Raw genomic sequence first — 18467 nt, 5'->3', positions numbered from 1 at the left:
TTTCTTTTCTGTACTACTTCATACTATAATTTAGTATGTAACTATTATAAGTGAGGTATAAAATATGGGACGAGAAAAAAAGCAAGAGTATGCTTTATTTACTGCATGGGGAGCTTCTTTTATTGCTACGCTAGGTAGCCTATACTTTTCCGAAATCATGAAATTTGAGCCTTGTGTCCTTTGCTGGTATCAACGTATCTTTATGTATCCATTCGTTTTATGGCTCGGCATTGCTGTAGTAAAAAAAGATTATCGCATTGCAAGTTATTCCTTACCAATTGCAAGTATTGGTGCTTGTATTTCTTTATATCATTATGCAATTCAAAAACTTTCAGCACTATCAGCTGCAGGAGCAGCTTGCGGACGCGTACCTTGTACGGGAGAATACATAAACTGGTTCGGCTTTGTGACAATCCCGTTTTTAGCTCTTATTGGCTTTATCACAATCGCTATTTGCAGCTTTATTGTAATTAAAAACAAATAAGGAGATGAAAGAATGAAAAAAATGCTTATATTTGGTGGTATTATTATCGCCTTGTTTGCAGCAATTTTCGCTGTAACACAAATGGAAGAAAAAAATGCTTCAACAAGCCAAAAAATTGATAATGCTACTAGTCAATCAGATGGTCCTGACTACTACACAAACAAAATTTCTCTTTCAGATCTCCAAAAGAATTTAAAAGAGAAAAAAGAAGAAACAGTATACTTTTATCAAACATCTTGCGTTCATTGCCAAAAATTATCTCCTATCGTAGTACCGATGGCTAAAGACTTGAATGTTGATATGAAAGTTATGGATATTGAAAAATTAGATGCTCCTTGGGATGAATATAAAATTAAAGGTACTCCAACAATCATTCATTTTAAAGATGGTAAAGAAGTGAGCCGTATTAGCGGCGAACAACCGGAAGACAAATTAAAAGAGTGGCTTGAGCAAACGAAAAAATAATAAGAAAAGGAAACTCCTTCTATACATGAAATGCGTGTAAAATCCCACACTAATGTATAAGGAGGGGATTTTATGCCAGAAGTGAAATGCTCTGTTTCCAATTGCTCATTTTGGGGACAAGATAACCTTTGTCAAGCAAGTGCAATCGTTGTTCAACCTGATGCACAAGAAGCAGGTCAAATTGAAAACAGTTCGTATACAAGCGCTGCTTTAACAAACGAGACGCTAGAAAGCTCTGTAACAACGAGTGTAGAGACTTGTTGTCATACATTTAAACCGAAATATTAAACGTAAAAGCATACGATTAGTCGTATGCTTTTTTACATTCCCCTCCAAAAATCATGCATCATAAAGAAGTACAAAATAACGAGAAGGACCGTCCCGCATAAAGTAATGCGTCGATATACACTCTTCTCCCCTTCCCTCGCTTTAACAAATGCCCAAATAAATCCGACGAACAATATTAAATCAACATATGGAACATAAAAGGAGAAGACGAGTAAAGCATATACATACACGATAAATAAACAAGTCGTGATTAAGAAAATTTTAAATGCAAATTCACTTTTCATAATGTGACCGCCCCCCAGTCTGTACTGTATTATATTCAGCAAAACATAATAGTTGCTGTTTCAATTTTTTCATCTCACTATTTGTAGGCACACGATTGGTATGAAATCATTAAAACCAACTAAACTTCATCACAAATAAGCTACCGCCTATACACGGTAGCTATTATGGAACATTATATTTCCTTTTATATATGTTACTTAAAATCGAATAAGGTAATTGCTCATAACGAATTTTTTCTCCCGTTTCCTCTACAATATACAAATTGTTTCCTATATAATAGGTTCCATCTTTTCGTTTGGAATACACTGCGTATTTTTCATTTGGCAATACCGTTTTTACTTTCGTCAATTGTCCATTTGGTTCTTGCCAATATATATTTACACGATCTACTAACGTAAGCATTCCAATTTGTTCTTCTTCTACTTTACGACCATTCCAACTCACAACACGATAACCAAGCTTATAAGCTTCATATTCGGGACTCGTATGAAAACGAGAAATAATTACTTTTGTCTGTAATTGTACCCGGTCGTATAACCATTGTATGTCCCGATCGTGCATGCGAATACAACCATTCGATTCCCGGCTTCCAATCGTTCCTTCACGATTTGTCCCGTGAATGGCATATTCCTTTTTATCCAGACCTAGCCATCTCGTACCGAGAGGATTATTCGGTGCACCCCCAGGTATTTTTTTACGATGGTATTCTTTATTTTTATATTTAGTTATAATACAAAAATTCCCTTCAGGCGTCGGGGTGCTATCTCTTCCTGTCGTTATCGGAAATGTTCTAGTATAGTTTCCCTCTTCAAAAAAAGACAGCTGATTCGTCGTAAGGTTAACTAATATTAAATGATCTGTATTAGCAAAAACGCTAGCTGGCAGGCAGAAAAATAGGATTACGATAAACCATACTTTCTTCATTTAAATCCTCCCTAGCACTAACATCATAATAAAGTGAAACTTTACTCGGTGGGGGGTTTTGTCCATCCCCCACTAAGTATTAGCCTTCACCACTCCCGCTATTTGCGGGCTGTTATCTCCCACCTAACTTCTGTGCTCCACCTGAATTTTGAGGTGGAATTTTACTGCCCGTTAATGCGGGATAAATGCAATTAACTTTACTTTGCTCTTATAAATGAAAACTATCCATTCACAATTACTCCACCATTTACATGCATCATCTGTCCCGTTACATATGCCGAATCACTAGACGCTAAATATACATATGCAGGCGCTAATTCATACGGATGACCAGGCCTTTTCATAGGAACATTACTCCCAAACTGTGATACTTTTTTCTCATCAAAACTGGATGGAATAAGTGGTGTCCAAATTGGGCCTGGTGCAACACCATTTACACGAATTCCCTTTTGTACTAACGACTGAGATAGCGATCTTGTAAAAGCGACAATCGCTCCTTTCGTTGCAGAATAATCAATCAACGTTTCATTTCCTTCATACGCAACGATAGATGCCGTGTTTATAATTACATCCCCTTGCTTTAAATGAGAGAGCGCTGCTTTTGTAACATGAAAATAAGAAAAAATATTAATACGGAACGTTTTTTCTAACTGTTCCGCTGTAATATACTCTAGCCCTTGCTGCGGATATTGCTGTGCGACGTTATTCACAAGAACATTTAAACTCCCCAGTTGCCGGGCGGTCTCTTCCACAATATCTTTACAATGTTGTTCACTACTCAAATCCCCCGGCAGTAATACACAATTCACGCCTTCTTTTTCAACAAGTTGTTTCGTCTCACTTGCATCTTCGTCCTCATCTAAATAAGCAATCGCAATATTTGCTCCCTCTTTTGCAAAAGCGATGGACACAGCTCTCCCAATCCCACTATCTCCCCCTGTAATTAATACATTCTTTCCTTTTAACTTTTCGCTTCCTTTATAATTAGGATCTTCAAACTTTGGACGAGGATTCATTAATGATTCAATACCAGGCTGTTTATTTTGATGTTGCGCTGGCATCGTTAAAAATTTTTTTTGCTGTGGCATAACTTCCTTCAACTCCTTTTCCCTTATAATGTGCACAATATTAAAAACTACTTACACATAAAAAACCGCAATTCATGCTCATTTTCACGGTTAATATTCGAATTTAAGACATAAAATATGAATTGTTCTAAAGTTTTTATGCAAAACTATTGCAAAATAGTTAAAAAGCGAATATTATATATAACTGTTGTGAAAATTATTCGTAAAAAGAAAGGATGTTTATATGTTTAACCTTTCAAAACATAAAACTTCTATTAAAACTGAAATTATGGCAGGTATTATTACCTTTTTAACAATGGCATATATCATTGTCGTAAACCCTGTCATCCTTGGGGATGCAGGCGTTCCATTTGAACAAGCATTTACAGCGACAATCATTGCAGCTGTTGTCGGAACATTATTTATGGCAATCTTTACAAACTTACCAATCGCAATTGCACCGGGTATGGGATTAAATGCTTACTTCTCTTATTCTGTTGTAAAAGCTCATGAAGGCATGACTTTCGCGATTGCATTCTCTGCTGTATTCGTAGCAGGTATGATTTTGATTTTGTTATCATTCACATCTTTCCGTACGAAATTAATGGAAGTAATTCCTGAAAACTTAAAACATGCACTGACTGCTGGTATCGGTCTTTTTATTGCTTTTATCGGTTTGCGTTTAACAGGAATTGTTACAAAAAATGATGCAAACTTAGTTGGGCTTGGCGATCTTCACTCTCCTCCAGTTCTACTAGCATTAGCTGGCCTTGGAATTACAATTATCCTTATGTCTTTAAATATAAACGGGGCACTATTTATCGGAATGTTATTAACTGGTATTATCGCTTACTTCACAGGTCAATTAACATTCTCAAACGGCGTTACATCAATGCCTGGATTACCAGAAGGAATTATCGTTTCAAATCCAATTACTGCTGTATCTGATGTAATTAACTACGGATTATACGGCGTTGTGTTCTCATTCTTCCTTGTTACACTATTTGATACAACCGGAACATTACTTGGTGTAGCACAACAAGGTGGATTTATGAAAGACGGAAAGCTTCCAAAAGCAGGACGAGCTCTTCTATCTGACTCATTCTCAGCAACAATTGGAGCTATGTTCGGAACAACACCATCAACAGCTTACATTGAATCATCTGCTGGTGTCGCAGCTGGTGGTCGTACTGGTTTAACAACTGTTACAGTAGCTGTTCTATTTGCATTAGCAGCATTCTTCGGACCGTTAGTGAGCGCTGTTTCTGGCGTTTCAGCTATTACAGCACCATCATTAATTATCGTTGGTAGTCTTATGATGGGTTCAGTTCGATATATCGATTGGGATACGTTCGATGAAGCATTCCCAGCATTTTTAGTAATCTTAAGCATGCCACTTACATCAAGTATCTCAACAGGTATCGCACTTGGATTTATTTCATACCCACTTATGAAAGTGGCAAAAGGACAATTCCGTGCTGTTCACCCGCTTGTGTATTTATTCGGGATCTTGTTCGCTTATCAATTAGTTTTCTTACCACATTAAAATCCCTCATAAAGAGGGATTTTTTTCATAAATAAAAAAGTAGAGCATCGAATTCCGATGCTCTACTTTTCTTTTGCAACAATCACACGAACCACTTTTAGCGCAAGCAGTAAGAGCAAGTTTGCTACTGCTACAAGTCCTAAGAAGACTGCTATCATCAGCTCTCCCATTCCGTTATTTACTAAAAACATAACGAAAGACATAAAAGCTAAAGCAAACAGTATTAACGTTGGTATGTATTTAATAAAAGGCTTCTTATATGATTTTTTAGAAAGAAGAAATGTAATTACTAATGTCATAATGAAAACAAAATATACGGCAAATAAGAAAATCATACAAACGCCTCCTCTTCAGCCAAACTACTTAACTATAAAAACCCCCTCCAAATATAAAGGGAGCTCACAATTTCTAATACCTCTCAGCTACCTGTAATTCTTTACTATACTTTTGAATGAAAACTGATGAAATAACCATCATCATTCCTACACTAAACCCAATAAGCTGATTTAGTAGCATTTCATCATAAATCAACCAGCGCAGCAGAAATGCACCGCCAAAAATAAGCATTGCAGTAAATCCAGTATGTCTAAGCCCTTTATATACATTTTCCATATGTATCATCACATACTTTTATCCACATTACACCATAACGTTTATTGAATATTGCCATCAAGTAAACGTATCGTCCTCTGGCAATATTCAGCCACCTTTTGATCGTGTGTTACAACTAGTACCGTTTTTCCTTGTTTATTAATTTCTTTTAAAATGCTCATAATTTTTTCCCCGTTTTCTTGATCGAGAGCACCAGTCGGTTCATCAGCAAGTATAATTTTTGTATCTTGTGCTAAAGCCCTTGCTATTGCTGTTCTGTGCTGTTCTCCACCTGATAACTCGTAAGGATATTTGTTAATATGCCTCTCAAGCCCTACCATTTCCAGCATTTCTTTTGATATTTGTATACGTTTCTTATGAGAAATTCTTCTATATATAAGTGGAAGCATTACATTTTCAATAACTGTATAATCATCTAGTAGCGAAAAGTTCTGAAACACAAATCCAACTTCCTTATTTCTATACTTATGATAGTTTGACTTTAATGTACTCGTATCCATGCCATCTAAAAAATACTTTCCAGTAGAGGGGCTATCAATTAAGCCAATAATGTTAAGTAAGGTTGATTTCCCCGAACCAGATGGCCCCATAATAGCTATCATTTCGCCTTTTTCTATTGTAAGATTAATATCTTTTAAAGCACTAAAATTACTCTTTCCGTATCCCTTAGCCACATTTGCGAGCTGAATCATCTATAACACCTCTTTCATATATGTATTTTTTATTTTTAGTACATTGAAGTAAATGATTGCATATATAATGAGGATCATTACAATTGATAGAGCACCTATAACAATCAATGATTCTATAGAGACTTGTAACGTTCCAAAGAAAGATACTGTACTATTTTCTAGCCCTTTCTGAATTTCAATTACTCCGCTATTCTCCCATTGAAAATACATAATTCCTATACATATAGATAAAATGAATAACAACATATACTCAATAACAAACGTAAGACATAGTTGAAAAGTACTTGCTCCTAATGCTGATTTAATAGAAATATTTTTACGCTCCATATAAAGCGCTGCCATTGATGTTAATAAAATAGATATAAATGAAAAAAATAAAACTGTACCGCTTAATAATAAGGGGTATGACATATTATCAATGCCTTGCTTTTCATTTTCTAACAATTTATTCGGATTTGTAATATAATACGAATACCCCTTGCCTTCTGTTACCTTTAATACTTTCTTTTGAAATTCATTTATATCCACTTTTCCATTTGTTTCTATAATCAGCCCATTGTATAAAAGTTCTACACTATAAAATTCTATTTCTTCTGTTCCAATTGGTAAAATAGCCATGTCATCTAATAATGTAATACGATTATCCGATATTTCACCGCTTCGAGGATATGTAAATGGTGAATTTTTTTCTAAAAAACCGATTACTTTTAGCTTCATTTTTCCAGATGGTATGACATCACCAATAGATACCTTTTCTTTATAATTAGCACCTAATATAACAGGTCTAATATCAAATACTGATTTATGAAATTCCGATTCCTCAAAATATCTTCCTTGTGAAAGTCGTATATGAAAGTATTTATTAATATCTTTATCAATAATAAGAGTCTTTATCGTTCCATTTTCTTTTTTTAAGCTAAGTGAATAGTTACGGAACAAATAATTTGTTGTATTTGTTATTGATATCGTATTAGATAACGCTTGAATGAAATGTTGATAATCACTTTTCGCTTTTTCTTCGCTAAACAACATTATATCTTGCGTCGCATAAAGTTCATAGAAATTTTTATGAGTCGATAAATTATTTGCTACTGTCATCATTTTTCGATATCCCGAAAGATTACTAATAAATTCTATTGCTGAAGAAAATGCAATAATTAAAGAAATTACTATAATCAAACTTGGTAACAACCGTTTTTTCACAGACCGTATAGAATCAAATATAAAAAACATGACGACCTCCTACGTTCTTAAATGTTTTCCGGGATATATATTTATAATGTGCTTGATTGGAATTATAGTAACAAACATTGTAAGAAAAATTATAAAAACAACATTACATATCAATACATATAGTGTTAATGGTTTTAATAAGTATGTCTGAAAATACGTATGAATTGTTCCAGAAAATATTTCTAACGTAAGAAAAACCAACAACATCGCTGCTAGAGAAATAAACAAAATTTGAATATATAGTTCGCAGTAAATAGACATATTAGAAGCACCTACTGCTTTTTTTAATGCAATCTCTCTTTCTTTTTTATAAATCCAAAATAAAACCGCAGAAATGCCAGAAGCAATTGCAACAAGAATGAATTTATAATAATACTTATTTGCTGGATCTATATATGTTACATTTAGTTCCTGAAGATCTCTTTCATTCAGTATTTGAACCTCACCCGAAATTACTTCTTTGCTCTTATTCATAAAAGTTTTTATTTCGTTATGGATAGATGATGTAGGGTTAACAACTGTTAATTGTAATTGTTTACTCGTGATAATACCTTTTTTAGATATAGTAGGTAAGTTTTGAAGTGGAACGTATATGCCTGCTACGCCGACGTCACTGTCTTTTCTCGATATAGTTCCTATTTTTTTATATGTATCATCAAATTCATATAATTCCTCTACATTCGTTTGATCACCAACAACCATATCATTTACATTTTCACGATGAAAATATTGCCCTTCAGAAATATATGGCGTCCAATAATACTCATCTTTTAAGTTCACAGCTATGATCTTTGTTGCCCCTGAACTATTTAATGCTTTTAAATGCGCTACGTAAATATCACTTTTCACAAAAGTATCTTGTATGAAAGGAATTATCGCTTCCAATTCAGTTGCATTCGCTATCGGAACAGTTAAAATTTGATTTTTTTCTGGGAAACCGATTTGAAAAGCAGATATAAAATTTCGTTTAGACTCTGTTAAAAGCGCGGCAACTGATATAGAAAGAAAAGAAATAAAAAATGCCATAAGAAGAATTACTGAAAATAGTTTGTTGCTTTTTATATTTTTAAAAGCTAAATACATGTCTCTGCTCCTTTTAGATAAGAAGGAGACGATGAACATCCCCTTCTCCTTATCCAAATATTTATAAAGACAACTATTTAATATTTTTTATTACTGTAATCGTAAGTTCCTATTACTATTAAAGGTACCTTTGTAATCGTAAGTTTCCATTACTATCAAAATTACCTTTGCGAATCTCTTCTTGATAGTCATTATCCTCATTAGCATAATGCTCAGAGTATAGTCCTTTTGCACCAAAGGCGTTATATGCACCATTACTCACAGTAGCATTTAATGCTCTTCCAGATTCATGGGATCCTAATTTATCCGAAGCGCTTTCAATATATGAATTATTTCCATTTGAATTAATAAAAGAAATTGCTACTGAACAGCGAGATGCATTTTGATTCGTAGTCGTTTGAGCTCTGTAAGATAGTAGATTACCGCTTTTGTGACCACTTAAAGTTGGATAGAATGCACTTGTTGAGATTGATGTTGCTAATAATACTAAAGTCGTAATTGAAAAAACCTTTCCTTTCATTAACAATCACCTCATAAATTAAATAGTTTAGTAGCGCTACATCGTCATAATACCCTTCAAGCCAATTTTTCTCAATAATAAACCCATATGTTTTACAAACTCTTTAAACACTTAAACATTAATACATTTTTAAAAAGTAACGTATAAGTAGCAATACAAAAAAGGCTGCAGAGAACTCCTTCTCCACAGCCTAATTATTATTTTTGCAAAAACGACTGTAAATCTGCAAACTGTCTCTTCGCATCTTCATAGCCTTGCTCATATAAACTTTGTAGTTTTGCCGAATCTTTTTCCATACGATCTACTTGAAGCGGCACTTCCGGGCGAATAACAAATAAATTACCCGCTTGCTCTTCTTTTTCAATGTAGTGAAGTGTTTCATTATACACTTCATAACGAGTTAGCATCGTATTAACAAGGTTTGGATACTTTTTATAAGCCTTCGCTGCAACCCAGCCAAATTTTGATTTTTTCTTTGCGTAACCATGATTTCTCGTCAAAATAACGACTGATTTTTCAAATCCATCTTCCTGTGCTTTACGAACTGGAATCGGATCAGAAATCCCGCCATCTAACAACTGCTTACCTCGGTAATTTACTACTGGTGCAATGAAAGGTAATGAACTAGATGCTTGTAATAAATTTAGCGCATCATCATTCGTTCCCTCTTTTTCAAAATAAACAGACTGTCCTGTTTCACAATCCGTTGTTCCTACAAGAAAGCGTTCGGGACTATTAAAGTATGTTTCAAAATCAAACGGCACATGCTTTTCTGGAATTTCATGAAAAATGAATTCCATATCAAATAACTGACGTTTTCTCCATAAGTTTTTATACGATAAATACTTCGGATGTGATACATAATCAATATTGACCGTTTTGTTTCTATTTCTTTGTCTGGAAAGATACGACGCTGCATGACAAGCACCAGCTGATACACCGACTACATATGGAAAATATAAATCTTGTTCCATAAAGTATTCTAGTATCCCACCAGTATATACACCACGCATACCGCCTCCTTCTAATACTAACCCCGTATTTTCAAGCATGTTACTCTCTCCTCTATATATATTGACTCTTTAATTATTCACTATGTTAAGTATCTTTTTCTATTATATATGAGTTCTTTCAGAAATTATATTCAAAAGGCTTGAAAAAAGAAAAATAGAGACCCCTCAACAATCCAGTCTCTATTTTAAGCTCTTTGATCAGCAACGATATGAATATCAATATACTTCGTTTGTCTCATAATTTCATTTACAATAGAACCTTTTCGTATTTCTTCCCACCGTGTTCTCGCCGATTGCCCAAGTAAAACTTGTGTCACCTGTAGTCTTTTCGCAACTTCAATAATAACGTCAGCTGGCTTTTTTCCTTTCGCTTCTTCTAATACAAAGCTCGCCTCAAATTGATTCGTTAGCGATTTCCACTCTTCAATTGTTTGCTTTTTCCCTGCTGAAAGGGAATCTATATTTTCCCTTTCTACATTTAAGACATACAATTCAGCGTTTAACCGATCAGCCATGCGCCAACCTCGCCGTATTAATTTCTCCGCTGTCGAACTATATTGCACACAAACGAGAATTTTTTCCTTTACACCAATCGGTTCTATAACGGTTTGACTAATTTTCTCATCCATATCATCTGCGACTTCGCGAAGCGATAATTCTCTGAGTGCTCCTAAATTATTAAGCGTAAAGAAATTTTGTAAGCTTTGTTGAATTTTTTCTTCCTTATATATCTTTCCATCTATTAATCTCTTCCTTAATACCTCAGGTGTTGCATCAACAAGCTGAATTTCATTTGCTTTTTGCAAAATAAAATCTGGAATACGCTCTCTTACTTTTACATTCGTAATTTGAGCTACAATATCATGAACACTTTCTAAATGTTGAATATTAAACGCTGATAACACTGATATACCAGCCTCTAGCAATTCTTGTACATCCATATAACGTTTTTTATGTTTGGAACCTGGTATATTACTATGCGCGAGTTCATCCACTACAACTACTTGCGGTGCACGCTTTATAATTCCTTCCACATCAAGCTCATAAAATCCCTTTCCTTTATAATCTATTTCTTTTAAAGGGACTTTTTCTAAATCAGCAATCGCTTCTTCTGTCTCTTCCCTCCCATGTGTTTCAATTAAACCAATTACAATATCAATACCATCCTTTTTCATTTCTCTAGCATCATAGAGCATCTTATAACTTTTCCCTACCCCTGGTGCAGCCCCTACGTATAGCTTTAACTTCCCGCGATTTTGCTGACGAATATATTCTAGATACTCTTCTGGCGTCCGCCTTTGAAACGTCGGTTTATAATCATCCGCATACAAAATACTCACACCCTTTCTTTTGAAACAACGCTACCTCAATCCTTTAGATTGAGGTAGCGTTGTTTTTATTTCATTAGTTTCTGTAATTCTAAATTTAACTTTAAGACATTCACGCGATCTTCTCCAAACAAGCCGAGTGCAGCGCCTTCCGTTTGATCCTTAATCAATTGATCTAGCTTTTCTTTCGGAATATTCGTTAATTTCGATATACGATCTACCTGTACAGAAGCCGCCTTTGGACTAATGTCAGGATCAAGCCCTGAACCTGAATTCGTCACTAAATCTATCGGTACTTCTGTAACTGGAACGGTTGGATTTTGTTTCTTCCAGTCTTCAATACTTTTCTCTACTCGTTTCTCTAAATCTGGATTAGACGGTGCATAGTTATTTGAACCAGATGCCTCTGCTTTATATTCTATACTAGAGACGCGTCCATGAAAATAACGTGGATCTGTGAAATTTTGACCGATTAATTTTGAACCAACTATTTCATCCTTATCATTATATATAAGACTTCCATCCGCATTATCCTTCATTACCGCTTGCGCAATACCAGTTACAATAAGCGGGTATACGAGGCCACACAAAACTAAAAATGTAAAAGTAATACGAATAATTGGTGATAGTATACTTTGTTTCTTCGCCATCTTTTTCCCCTCTTCCTTATATGAACAAGCCGACGATCATATCAATTACTTTAATTCCAATGAACGGAACGATAACCCCGCCAAGCCCGTAAATGAGTAAGTTTCGGCTAAGCAGCGCATTCGAACTCATCGGCTTATATGCAATACCTTTCATCGCTAGCGGAATGAGTAACGGAATAATAACCGCATTAAATATTAATGCTGATAAGATTGCTGAAAGCGGTGATGTTAATTTCATAATGTTTAATGCTTCCATTTGCGGAATTGCAAGTGTAAACATTGCTGGAATGATTGCAAAATATTTTGCAATATCATTCGCAATACTAAACGTCGTTAACGCACCACGTGTCATTAACAATTGCTTACCGATTCCTACAACCTCAATAATTTTCGTTGGGTTCGAATCTAAATCGATCATATTGGCCGCTTCTTTCGCAGCTGTGGTACCACTATTCATCGCCAATCCAACATCAGCTTGCGCTAACGCCGGGGCATCATTTGTACCATCACCTGTCATTGCTACAAGTTTCCCTTTATCTTGCTCTGCTTTAATAACCGCAATTTTATCTTCTGGTTTACACTCAGCAATGAATTCATCTACCCCTGCTTCTTTCGCAATTGTTGCTGCTGTTAATGGATTATCACCTGTACACATAACCGTTTTAATTCCCATTTGGCGCAATTGTTCAAAACGTTCACGCATACCAGGTTTTACTGTATCCTTTAAATAAATCAAACCGTAAATACGATCATCTACTGCAACTACAAGCGGTGTCCCGCCCTCTTTTGAAATTAAATCTGCTTTTTGATTCACATCTTTCGGAATCGTTCCGCCTTGTGATTGAACCCATTCAATCACGCTACCTACAGCACCTTTTCTCACTTTCGTTCCGTCCTGTAAATCAACACCACTCATTCTCGTTTCTGCTTTAAACGGAACAAATTCACCTTGTTCTGCAAGTTCTCTATTATATGATATAGATTTCGTTTGTACATATTCTATAACTGATCGACCTTCTGGCGTTTCGTCTAAAACTGAGCTAATCGCGGCCCATTTTCCTACTTGTTCAATCGTTTCATTTCCTACAGGGAGTAGTGTATGAGCCATTCGGTTCCCGAAAGTAATCGTGCCCGTTTTATCTAAAATAATTGTATTAATATCACCCGCAGCTTCTACTGCTTTCCCTGACATTGCTAGCACATTAAACTTTGTCACGCGGTCCATCCCGGCAATACCAATCGCTGATAATAACCCACCAATTGTCGTTGGAATTAAACAAACTAACAACGCTACAAGTACAGCAGTATCAATTTGAAACCCTAGATAATTTGTGAAAATCGGCAACGTCACAACAACGATTAAGAAAATAAGAGTTAAACTCGTTAATACTGTATTTAAAGCAATCTCATTCGGCGTTTTTTGGCGAGCAGCTCCTTCTACTAAAGAAATCATTTTATCAATAAATGATTCACCAGGATTGCTCGTAATTATAATTGTAATCTCATCACTTACGACCATCGTTCCGCCTGTTACGGAACAAAAATCACCGCCCGCCTCTTTTATTACAGGAGCTGATTCCCCTGTAATTGCAGATTCATCTACAGACGCTAATCCTTTAATTACTTCACCATCATTCGGAATCATTTCTCCTTGTTTTACAATAACAACGTCACCTTTTCTCAGATCAGTTGCTGAAACTTGAACAATATCTCCATTTTCTTTTACAACATTTGCAAACACATCTTTCTTCGATTGTTTTAAAGAATCTGCTTGTGCTTTACCACGACCTTCAGCTAACGCTTCTGCAAAGTTAGCAAATAAAACTGTAAATAATAGAATGAGAGAAACTGTTATATTAAACCATCCTGGTACACTATTAGAACTACTTGGAAGAAAGGATAAAATGAACGTAATTATAAAGCCAATTTCCACAATGAACATAATCGGATTCTTTATCATTACTTTCGGATTCAATTTCGCAAAGGATTGTTTCATCGCATGCGTCACGATATCACGATCCAACGTTTTCGCTTGTCTAACCTCATCTTCTACAGCATGTATTTGTGACTGATTTACTTGTTTTTCTTTTACTACTACCGGTCTCATCATTTACCCTCCATTACTTCAATGTAAGAAATTCTGCAATTGGGCCGAGTACTAACATCGGGAAAAATGTTAACGCACCAACAATTACAATCGTTCCGATAAAAATCCCTCCAAATAAACCATTATCTGTACGGAACGTTCCGACTGTTTCTGGTACGACCGTCTTCTCTTTCAACGAAGCTGCCACAGCTAGCATCGTAATTAAACTGAAATAGCGTCCTAAAAACATAACTAAACCAGTCGTAATATTCCAAAACGGTGTATTATCTGCTAATCCTTCAAATCCAGATCCGTTATTCGCAGCTGACGATGTATACTCATATACAACTTGCGTTAAACCGTGGAAACCTGAATGAGAAATTGCATCCGTTCCTAAACTTGTTGAAAGAGCTAATGCTGAAAATCCTAAAATAAGCAATGGATGAAATAAAATCGTTACCGCAATTAATTTCATTTCCTTCCCTTCAATTTTCTTACCTAAAAACTCTGGTGTCCGTCCAACCATTAACCCAGATATGAAGACTGCAATAATTGCATACATAATAATGTTAACAAAGCCTGCTCCAACACCACCGTATACTGTATTTAACATCATATTTACGAGTGGTACTAAACCACCAATTGGTGTTAATGTATCATGCATCGTATTAACTGCTCCTGTTTCAGCAGCTGTCGTTACTGTTGCGTATAGTGAAGAAAATACTGTTCCAAATCGTACTTCTTTTCCTTCTGTACTTCCTTGTACATGTTCAATACCCATTCCATTTAACGCTGGATTCCCATTTAATTCCGCTGTAGTAATCGTTATAAACCCTAGTAAAAACACCATAAATAGTGAAACGAAAAGGATACGTCCTTGTTTTTTATTTCCTACCATTCGTCCGTACGTAAATGGTAGTGCTGTTGGCAATAACATCATAAGCATCATTTGTAAAATATTACTCATTTGTCCTGGATTTTCGAAAGGATGTGTAGAATTTGCCCCGAAAAATCCACCGCCGTTATTTCCAAGTTCCTTAATGGAAACGAATGATGCAACTGGACCACGCAAAATACTTTGCTTCGCACCATCAATTGTTTGTGCTGTAACTGCCCCGTCTAACGTTTGTGGTACACCAAGTGCGACAAAGACTAGCGCTGCAATAAATGCGATAGGAAGAAAAACTCTCGTTAATGCTCTCGTAAAATCAACGAAAAAGTTACCGAGTTCTTTTCCAGCGAGTCCTCTAATAAAAGCCATAACAAGTGCTAACGTCGTTGCTGGTGCCGCAAACATTAAAAATGTAATCCCGATTAATTGTGATAAATAAGATAAACCATTTTCACCGCTATAATGCTGTAAGTTTGTATCAGCCATAAAACTAATCGCTGTATTAAAAGCGAGCGTAGGCTCCATTCCTTCAATATGTGCTGGATTTAGCGGCAGCACACCTTGTAATCTGAAAATGAAATATACGACAACAATCATGAATCCATTGAGTAAAACTAATGATAATGCGTACTGTTTCCACGTTTGATTGTATGCTTTTACACCCGTAATTTTAAAAATAAGTTTTTCAAAAGGCCCGAATACTTTATCTAGCGTTTTGCTACCTTGAAAGGCTTTCTCTAAATAAATCCCCGTTGGCTTTGCTACTAAAATAAACAAGAGCATTGTAATAACGACTGCAACCCAAATCATAATGAATGATTCCCCCTAATTAAAACTTTTCTGGATTTAATAATGCGTACACTAAGTACACCGTAATCGCTGCAACAATAACCGATAAGGCAATCATCATGATTGCTTCCCTTCTTTCACAACTTTATCTGACCAACTTGCAAGACTTGCCATCGATGCGACTAACCCAACAAAAATCCCGATCATTACAACATCTAACATAACTACCCCTCGCTTTTTGTTAAAATTTACCATATAGTTATCAAAAAAAGAACACTAAGCTCCACTTAGTGTTCGAAACGAACAACACAAAGTAAACCTCCTCTCTAAACGCTTACGAGGTTAGCTGTCGGATTCGAGCCTAAAGAGTAGCCCTACTTTCAAAATTGAAAGATTCACCCCAAGTGACGATGCACAAAATTGGTTCCCCCGCTCCATTTCTGGAACTCAGCGATTTTAGGTTTTTTTGGAAATTTCATAAATGATTTATGAGAGTAAATATACTCCTCTATATTTAACTTGTAAAGAGGCAAATTACTAAAAAAAAGAAAATATTCCGTCGTTTAAGCGTTTACATTACGTGTTATTAATATTCTTTCATCTGTTTTCTTGTCTTTTCTTTCTTTTTCATAAAAATGATCCTTTAAATATGAAATAAAAAGAGCGAATTACATGAAGTGCATAGCTTGTTGCACTCAGTATTCGCTCTTTTTTCATTCAACCTTTATTCTCCTCGTAAAAATGCACGTAAATTTCTTCCCCGAATATAAACTTGCGACAGTTCTGCATGTAGCTGCTCATATTCGATAATATCTGTTTTTAAATATAAGGCATCTTTCGATGGCAATATTATATATGGCCTTGGAAAAATAGGATCGAGCGCCACCAATTCTTGAACTCGCTCTACCGATGCCACCCAACGATTCGCTATATCTCCTAGTAACAATACCTTCATCTTCGTTTCCCCCGCTCTATTCAAAAAATAAAAAAGAAATATTATCACAGTTCGTAAACACTACAAATTTAGCTCCAATTGTTTCATAGAGCCTGGCTGGATAGCGTTTATTCTTTGTAACAACAGTAATAGGCGCTTGAAAAGAGAAACGAATGCGTTCTGTGAAAAAGCTAACTATCGGAAGCTCATCTCCTAATAAAATTACTTTCTTAATCCGCTCGCAAATACTAGTAAAATCCTGCTCCTTATTACAGCTATAAGTCGAATCAAATCCACAATTCCTAACTTCAGCTGCTATCTCTTCATTTGCTGTAAAAATAATTAACTCATGCTGAAATGCTACTAGCTCTCTTAAACTCTTTATCTTATTTTCTTCTCCAACACAAATAAGCGTTAATTCCATGTACCTCATCCTCCTTAGCATAAAAGAACTCAAACATAGATTGATATTCTCCTATACTAATCAGACCGACGAAGTGATATATCCATCATGGCACCGCCCTCTCTCAAGACGCTTACGAAGTTAGCTGTCGGATTCGGACTTTGAGAGTAGCCCTACTTTCAAAATTGAAAGATTCACCCCTAGTGACAACGCACAAATTGGTTCCTCCGCTCCATAAATTTGGACTCAGCATATTACAAAAATGTATTCTGGCTGATATATTACTCCTGTGTTTGGAAAAAGTAAACAGAAAAAAGCCAGTTGTAAAACTGGCTTTTCCATTCTTTATGCTTATGCTTTATTCAATTTGTACGCAAAATGATTCGTCGGCCCATGACCACTTCCAATATTCAACGGCTCTTCAATCGCTATACTAATAAATCGTTTTGCCTCTTGAACTGCCTCTTCAATTGAATACCCTTTAGCAAGTCCTGCTGTAACTGCAGACGCGAATGTACATCCGCTTCCATGCGTTTGCTTCGAAGGAATTCGTTCACTTCTAAATTCAATAAACTCTTCTCCATCAAAGAGTAAATCAATTACTTCATTACCTTGATATTCTGCATGTCCGCCCTTCATAAGCACATATTTAGCACCTAATTCGTGCAATACTTTCGCAGCTTCTTTACTATCTTCTATATTTTGAATCTCCATCCCAGTTAACACTTCTGCTTCCGGAACATTCGGTGTTACAACAGTTGCTACTGGTAATAAATATTCCTTTAATGCTTGTACTGCTTCTTGTTGTAATAATGATGCTCCGCCTTTTGCAATCATAACAGGATCTAGTACAATATTATTCCAGCCAAATTTCTTAATATGTTCTGCAACGATTTGAATAATTTCACTACTAAATAGCATCCCTAGTTTCACAGCATCTGGTGTTAAATCTGTACCAATTGAATTCAACTGTTCCGTAATTCCTTCTAAAGAAACAGGATATACCCCTTGAACGCCAAGCGTATTTTGAGCAGTAATTGCTGTAATAGCCGTCATTCCATACACACCAAGCTCTTGGAATGTTTTTAAATCTGCTTGAATTCCAGCGCCGCCTCCGCTATCAGATCCTGCAATTGTTAAAGCTTTATTCACTTTCATCCCACTCATCCTCTT

The 18467-nt window shown here is 35.6% G+C and carries 23 protein-coding genes and 2 riboswitches; of the genes, 4 read left to right on the top strand and 19 right to left on the bottom strand.

The window, feature by feature from the left end; translation table 11 throughout:
- Positions 1–64 precede the first annotated feature (64 nt).
- From MHB76_RS03825 to MHB76_RS03815, 3 genes are all read left to right on the top strand, one after another.
- Positions 65–484 carry a disulfide formation protein C gene (locus MHB76_RS03825; RefSeq protein ID WP_002159213.1) on the top strand — a complete coding sequence of 140 codons (420 nt, stop codon included), beginning with the start codon at positions 65–67 and terminating at the stop codon, positions 482–484.
- 12 nt (positions 485–496) lie between these two features.
- Positions 497–949 carry a thioredoxin family protein gene (locus tag MHB76_RS03820; RefSeq protein ID WP_002201704.1) on the top strand — a complete coding sequence of 151 codons (453 nt, stop codon included), beginning with the start codon at positions 497–499 and terminating at the stop codon, positions 947–949.
- 72 nt (positions 950–1021) lie between these two features.
- Positions 1022–1237: a DUF1540 domain-containing protein gene (locus tag MHB76_RS03815; protein WP_078174066.1), complete on the top strand. Its 216-nt coding sequence runs from the start codon at positions 1022–1024 to the stop codon at positions 1235–1237.
- 32 nt (positions 1238–1269) lie between these two features.
- Here the strand turns inward: MHB76_RS03815 and MHB76_RS03810 are convergent, their stop codons facing one another.
- The 3 genes from MHB76_RS03810 to MHB76_RS03800 form a co-directional block, all read right to left on the bottom strand.
- Positions 1270–1521, bottom strand: a complete 252-nt coding sequence (locus tag MHB76_RS03810) for a hypothetical protein (RefSeq protein WP_078174067.1) — start codon at positions 1519–1521, stop codon at positions 1270–1272.
- 163 nt (positions 1522–1684) lie between these two features.
- Positions 1685–2446, bottom strand: a complete 762-nt coding sequence (locus MHB76_RS03805) for a L,D-transpeptidase (protein WP_002159216.1) — start codon at positions 2444–2446, stop codon at positions 1685–1687.
- Between the two features lie 221 nt (positions 2447–2667).
- Complete coding sequence (locus MHB76_RS03800) at positions 2668–3534, bottom strand: SDR family oxidoreductase (RefSeq protein WP_199710277.1); 867 nt, start codon at positions 3532–3534, stop codon at positions 2668–2670.
- Positions 3535–3757: 223 nt separating this feature from the next.
- Between MHB76_RS03800 and MHB76_RS03795 the strand changes: the two genes are divergently transcribed.
- Positions 3758–5059, top strand: coding sequence for an NCS2 family permease (locus MHB76_RS03795; protein ID WP_078174069.1), 1302 nt, complete (start codon positions 3758–3760; stop codon positions 5057–5059).
- A 62-nt stretch (positions 5060–5121) separates the two neighbouring features.
- Here the strand turns inward: MHB76_RS03795 and MHB76_RS03790 are convergent, their stop codons facing one another.
- The 16 genes from MHB76_RS03790 to thiD form a co-directional block, all read right to left on the bottom strand.
- Positions 5122–5394 carry a hypothetical protein gene (locus tag MHB76_RS03790; protein WP_002159219.1) on the bottom strand — a complete coding sequence of 91 codons (273 nt, stop codon included), beginning with the start codon at positions 5392–5394 and terminating at the stop codon, positions 5122–5124.
- 73 nt (positions 5395–5467) lie between these two features.
- The gene (locus MHB76_RS03785) at positions 5468–5680 is read right to left on the bottom strand and encodes a hypothetical protein (protein WP_002159220.1); all 213 of its coding nucleotides are present in this window, start codon (positions 5678–5680) and stop codon (positions 5468–5470) included.
- Between the two features lie 32 nt (positions 5681–5712).
- Positions 5713–6363, bottom strand: coding sequence for an ABC transporter ATP-binding protein (locus tag MHB76_RS03780; protein WP_078174070.1), 651 nt, complete (start codon positions 6361–6363; stop codon positions 5713–5715).
- Positions 6364–7596, bottom strand: a complete 1233-nt coding sequence (locus tag MHB76_RS03775) for an ABC transporter permease (protein ID WP_340985703.1) — start codon at positions 7594–7596, stop codon at positions 6364–6366.
- 9 nt (positions 7597–7605) lie between these two features.
- Positions 7606–8679, bottom strand: coding sequence for an ABC transporter permease (locus MHB76_RS03770; RefSeq protein ID WP_078174071.1), 1074 nt, complete (start codon positions 8677–8679; stop codon positions 7606–7608).
- Positions 8680–8797: 118 nt separating this feature from the next.
- Positions 8798–9199, bottom strand: a complete 402-nt coding sequence (locus tag MHB76_RS03765; RefSeq protein ID WP_002159224.1) for a hypothetical protein — start codon at positions 9197–9199, stop codon at positions 8798–8800.
- 197 nt (positions 9200–9396) lie between these two features.
- Positions 9397–10251 (bottom strand): patatin-like phospholipase family protein, encoded by an 855-nt coding sequence (locus MHB76_RS03760; RefSeq protein WP_078174072.1) that lies wholly within the window; start codon positions 10249–10251, stop codon positions 9397–9399.
- Between the two features lie 146 nt (positions 10252–10397).
- On the bottom strand, positions 10398–11552 hold the full coding sequence (kdpDN, locus tag MHB76_RS03755; protein ID WP_087947277.1) for a KdpD-like non-kinase potassium sensor: 1155 nt from the start codon (positions 11550–11552) through the stop codon (positions 10398–10400).
- 56 nt (positions 11553–11608) lie between these two features.
- Positions 11609–12190 (bottom strand): K(+)-transporting ATPase subunit C, encoded by a 582-nt coding sequence (gene kdpC / locus MHB76_RS03750; protein WP_016103765.1) that lies wholly within the window; start codon positions 12188–12190, stop codon positions 11609–11611.
- A gap of 16 nt (positions 12191–12206) precedes the next feature.
- A complete protein-coding gene (gene kdpB, locus MHB76_RS03745; RefSeq protein WP_078174073.1) occupies positions 12207–14297 on the bottom strand; it encodes a potassium-transporting ATPase subunit KdpB in 2091 nt (696 codons plus the stop codon).
- Between the two features lie 13 nt (positions 14298–14310).
- Positions 14311–15978 (bottom strand): potassium-transporting ATPase subunit KdpA, encoded by a 1668-nt coding sequence (kdpA, locus tag MHB76_RS03740; protein WP_002159229.1) that lies wholly within the window; start codon positions 15976–15978, stop codon positions 14311–14313.
- Between the two features lie 19 nt (positions 15979–15997).
- A complete protein-coding gene (gene kdpF, locus MHB76_RS03735; RefSeq protein WP_000972378.1) occupies positions 15998–16078 on the bottom strand; it encodes a K(+)-transporting ATPase subunit F in 81 nt (26 codons plus the stop codon).
- Positions 16075–16179 carry a SipW-dependent-type signal peptide-containing protein gene (locus MHB76_RS03730; RefSeq protein WP_000887888.1) on the bottom strand — a complete coding sequence of 35 codons (105 nt, stop codon included), beginning with the start codon at positions 16177–16179 and terminating at the stop codon, positions 16075–16077. Before MHB76_RS03730 ends, kdpF begins: the two co-directional genes overlap by 4 nt.
- 95 nt (positions 16180–16274) lie before the next feature.
- A riboswitch (cyclic di-AMP (ydaO/yuaA leader) is annotated at positions 16275–16420 on the bottom strand.
- A gap of 261 nt (positions 16421–16681) precedes the next feature.
- Positions 16682–16912, bottom strand: a complete 231-nt coding sequence (locus tag MHB76_RS03725; RefSeq protein ID WP_016103762.1) for a hypothetical protein — start codon at positions 16910–16912, stop codon at positions 16682–16684.
- A 16-nt stretch (positions 16913–16928) separates the two neighbouring features.
- The gene (locus MHB76_RS03720; RefSeq protein WP_002159231.1) at positions 16929–17315 is read right to left on the bottom strand and encodes a hypothetical protein; all 387 of its coding nucleotides are present in this window, start codon (positions 17313–17315) and stop codon (positions 16929–16931) included.
- Between the two features lie 93 nt (positions 17316–17408).
- Positions 17409–17556: riboswitch (cyclic di-AMP (ydaO/yuaA leader) on the bottom strand.
- An 89-nt stretch (positions 17557–17645) separates the two neighbouring features.
- Positions 17646–18461 carry a bifunctional hydroxymethylpyrimidine kinase/phosphomethylpyrimidine kinase gene (gene thiD, locus MHB76_RS03715; RefSeq protein ID WP_078174074.1) on the bottom strand — a complete coding sequence of 272 codons (816 nt, stop codon included), beginning with the start codon at positions 18459–18461 and terminating at the stop codon, positions 17646–17648.
- Between the last annotated feature and the right edge of the window lie 6 nt (positions 18462–18467).

It is taken from the genome of Bacillus sp. FSL M7-1345 (genome assembly GCF_038006985.1).
GTDB classification, from domain to species: domain Bacteria; phylum Bacillota; class Bacilli; order Bacillales; family Bacillaceae_G; genus Bacillus_A; species Bacillus_A cereus_U.
This window is presented reverse-complemented; position numbering and strand designations above follow the sequence as displayed.

What these genes read in the sequence shown, in the direction of transcription:
- MHB76_RS03825 (WP_002159213.1), top strand. Translation starts at nt 65, where the DNA reads ATGGGACGAGAAAAAAAGCAAGAGTATGCTTTATTTACTGCATGGGGA.
- MHB76_RS03820 (WP_002201704.1), top strand. Translation starts at nt 497, where the DNA reads ATGAAAAAAATGCTTATATTTGGTGGTATTATTATCGCCTTGTTTGCA.
- MHB76_RS03815 (WP_078174066.1), top strand. Translation starts at nt 1,022, where the DNA reads ATGCCAGAAGTGAAATGCTCTGTTTCCAATTGCTCATTTTGGGGACAA.
- MHB76_RS03810 (WP_078174067.1), bottom strand. Translation starts at nt 1,521, where the DNA reads ATGAAAAGTGAATTTGCATTTAAAATTTTCTTAATCACGACTTGTTTA.
- MHB76_RS03805 (WP_002159216.1), bottom strand. Translation starts at nt 2,446, where the DNA reads ATGAAGAAAGTATGGTTTATCGTAATCCTATTTTTCTGCCTGCCAGCT.
- MHB76_RS03800 (WP_199710277.1), bottom strand. Translation starts at nt 3,534, where the DNA reads ATGCCACAGCAAAAAAAATTTTTAACGATGCCAGCGCAACATCAAAAT.
- MHB76_RS03795 (WP_078174069.1), top strand. Translation starts at nt 3,758, where the DNA reads ATGTTTAACCTTTCAAAACATAAAACTTCTATTAAAACTGAAATTATG.
- MHB76_RS03790 (WP_002159219.1), bottom strand. Translation starts at nt 5,394, where the DNA reads ATGATTTTCTTATTTGCCGTATATTTTGTTTTCATTATGACATTAGTA.
- MHB76_RS03785 (WP_002159220.1), bottom strand. Translation starts at nt 5,680, where the DNA reads ATGATACATATGGAAAATGTATATAAAGGGCTTAGACATACTGGATTT.
- MHB76_RS03780 (WP_078174070.1), bottom strand. Translation starts at nt 6,363, where the DNA reads ATGATTCAGCTCGCAAATGTGGCTAAGGGATACGGAAAGAGTAATTTT.
- MHB76_RS03775 (WP_340985703.1), bottom strand. Translation starts at nt 7,596, where the DNA reads ATGTTTTTTATATTTGATTCTATACGGTCTGTGAAAAAACGGTTGTTA.
- MHB76_RS03770 (WP_078174071.1), bottom strand. Translation starts at nt 8,679, where the DNA reads ATGTATTTAGCTTTTAAAAATATAAAAAGCAACAAACTATTTTCAGTA.
- MHB76_RS03765 (WP_002159224.1), bottom strand. Translation starts at nt 9,199, where the DNA reads ATGAAAGGAAAGGTTTTTTCAATTACGACTTTAGTATTATTAGCAACA.
- MHB76_RS03760 (WP_078174072.1), bottom strand. Translation starts at nt 10,251, where the DNA reads ATGCTTGAAAATACGGGGTTAGTATTAGAAGGAGGCGGTATGCGTGGT.
- kdpC (WP_016103765.1), bottom strand. Translation starts at nt 12,190, where the DNA reads ATGGCGAAGAAACAAAGTATACTATCACCAATTATTCGTATTACTTTT.
- kdpB (WP_078174073.1), bottom strand. Translation starts at nt 14,297, where the DNA reads ATGAGACCGGTAGTAGTAAAAGAAAAACAAGTAAATCAGTCACAAATA.
- kdpA (WP_002159229.1), bottom strand. Translation starts at nt 15,978, where the DNA reads ATGATTTGGGTTGCAGTCGTTATTACAATGCTCTTGTTTATTTTAGTA.
- kdpF (WP_000972378.1), bottom strand. Translation starts at nt 16,078, where the DNA reads ATGATGATTGCCTTATCGGTTATTGTTGCAGCGATTACGGTGTACTTA.
- MHB76_RS03730 (WP_000887888.1), bottom strand. Translation starts at nt 16,179, where the DNA reads ATGTTAGATGTTGTAATGATCGGGATTTTTGTTGGGTTAGTCGCATCG.
- MHB76_RS03725 (WP_016103762.1), bottom strand. Translation starts at nt 16,912, where the DNA reads ATGAAGGTATTGTTACTAGGAGATATAGCGAATCGTTGGGTGGCATCG.
- MHB76_RS03720 (WP_002159231.1), bottom strand. Translation starts at nt 17,315, where the DNA reads ATGGAATTAACGCTTATTTGTGTTGGAGAAGAAAATAAGATAAAGAGT.
- thiD (WP_078174074.1), bottom strand. Translation starts at nt 18,461, where the DNA reads ATGAGTGGGATGAAAGTGAATAAAGCTTTAACAATTGCAGGATCTGAT.